The organism is Bradyrhizobium sp. Leo170 (assembly GCF_004296405.1).
Classification (GTDB): domain Bacteria; phylum Pseudomonadota; class Alphaproteobacteria; order Rhizobiales; family Xanthobacteraceae; genus Bradyrhizobium.
On record NZ_PSRR01000698.1, the window covers coordinates 1 to 1,539 of the forward strand.

Here is a 1,539-nt window from a genome sequence, read left to right on the forward strand (position 1 = left end):
CGCCGTAGGCCTTCAGGTTGAGATAGCCCTGCATGTCGCCGACCGGAAAGATGTAGCCGACCTGCGGTCCGACGCCGGCGACCCGCGACTGGAAGCAGCCGACACGATCGCCAGAGCCGCTGTCGCAGCCGAGCTGCTGATAGAGGTAACCCACGAGGCCGACCTGCCACTGCTTGGTCAGGAATTGCGAGGCGCCCCAGTCGAGGTGCATGTCGACACCACTCTGATATTGAGTAGCCGGGTTGATGAAGTTGTACGTGAATCCGAGCACCGCCGAAAATTCGTGGCCGGTTTTTTGGTCGAAATAGGTGTAGCCGCCGCCGGCATCGATCGCCCAGTGCCCAAGCCCCAGATTTGCAAGGCGGGATGACTCGTAGGCCCCGGCCGGGATGTCCCCGGTGATGTAAGTCATGTAGTTGTGAACGCCGGAATTCCACTTCAACTGGAAGAACGGGATCAGATCGCCAAATGCGGTGAGCGAGCTATCGATGCTGTCGAACCGCGAGAACGGAAAGGCGCCGCCCGGCGTCGTCAGTGTTCCTGTGAGCTGTCCCGCCAGTGATGTCGAGTTGTTGCCGTACGCTGCCAACAGGATGGCGGTGGCCTGCGCGCCGAGCACAGGTGTCTCAAAAACGTAGGTAGGGGCCACCAAGCCCAGATTGGCGGTTGCATTGACCCTGGCGTTCACGGTGGCTGTTAGATTTGCGGGAATGCCACCGATCGTGATCTCCCGTGCCCGCGCCACATCACCGCCGGCGGAAACCTGCGTGCGATAATAAATCGTAGTTATCTGCCAGCCCGGCTGTTGGGGAGTAGCCGCGAGGCTACCGAAGAAGCCGGGTATCCAAAAGCTGATACCGCCTTCATCGGCGTGCGCCACATCATGCGGGAGCACGAGAAAGGTCACTATTGCTGCCGCGCTCAACCGGCCGACAAATCCGGCCGTCGATATCGATTTCCCGCCCTTCATCTGCCAAATCCCCCTTTTCTTCCACCGCTCTCTCGTCACAGCCGAAGAACGATCCGGCATGCGAGGGACCGGAAACGAGGAAATGCTACCACAGCGGGTCTACACGTGATCGCGTCTTTCGCAACTTGTACATCCTGAGCAAGAGACTGTGCCTTCCGTGCCACAATTTCCCGGGTGCAAATACCTGCTAGTTTTGCCGATTCTGCATAACGCCGCACGATTTGCGCCTTGCAAAAACTGTTTCGATCAAAGCGACTGTTTTGCCATTTTCGGATGGGCATCCTCCACCGACATCGATCGTCGAGAATGACGAAGTCGACCCGCTCACCGGTCATGCTCTTGAACGGCACGTCCTGACGGAAGTCTGTTGACGTGTTCTCGAACGTTGTGTCGGTGTTCTGATCCGCGTGAGTTGGACGAAATCGTCCCAGCGGCGCTGAGTCGCGACCCCGCCGCTCTATGTCCAAGTGTTGCGGTAACCGATGGACTAAATCGCGTCTGATCCGCTCGACCGAGGCAGGAAAAGCGCTTACCGCCGCGAGAGCAAAGCTAACTAGTACCCACTTTTC

Annotated in this window: 1 protein-coding gene; it reads right to left on the minus strand. The window is 58.5% G+C overall.

Features of this window, described 5'->3' with window-relative positions; all coding sequences use genetic code 11:
• Positions 1 to 970: SphA family protein (locus CWO89_RS44085; protein WP_130584367.1), on the minus strand; the 970-nt coding region annotated here is incomplete at its 3' end.
• Positions 971 to 1,539: the final 569 nt, after the last annotated feature.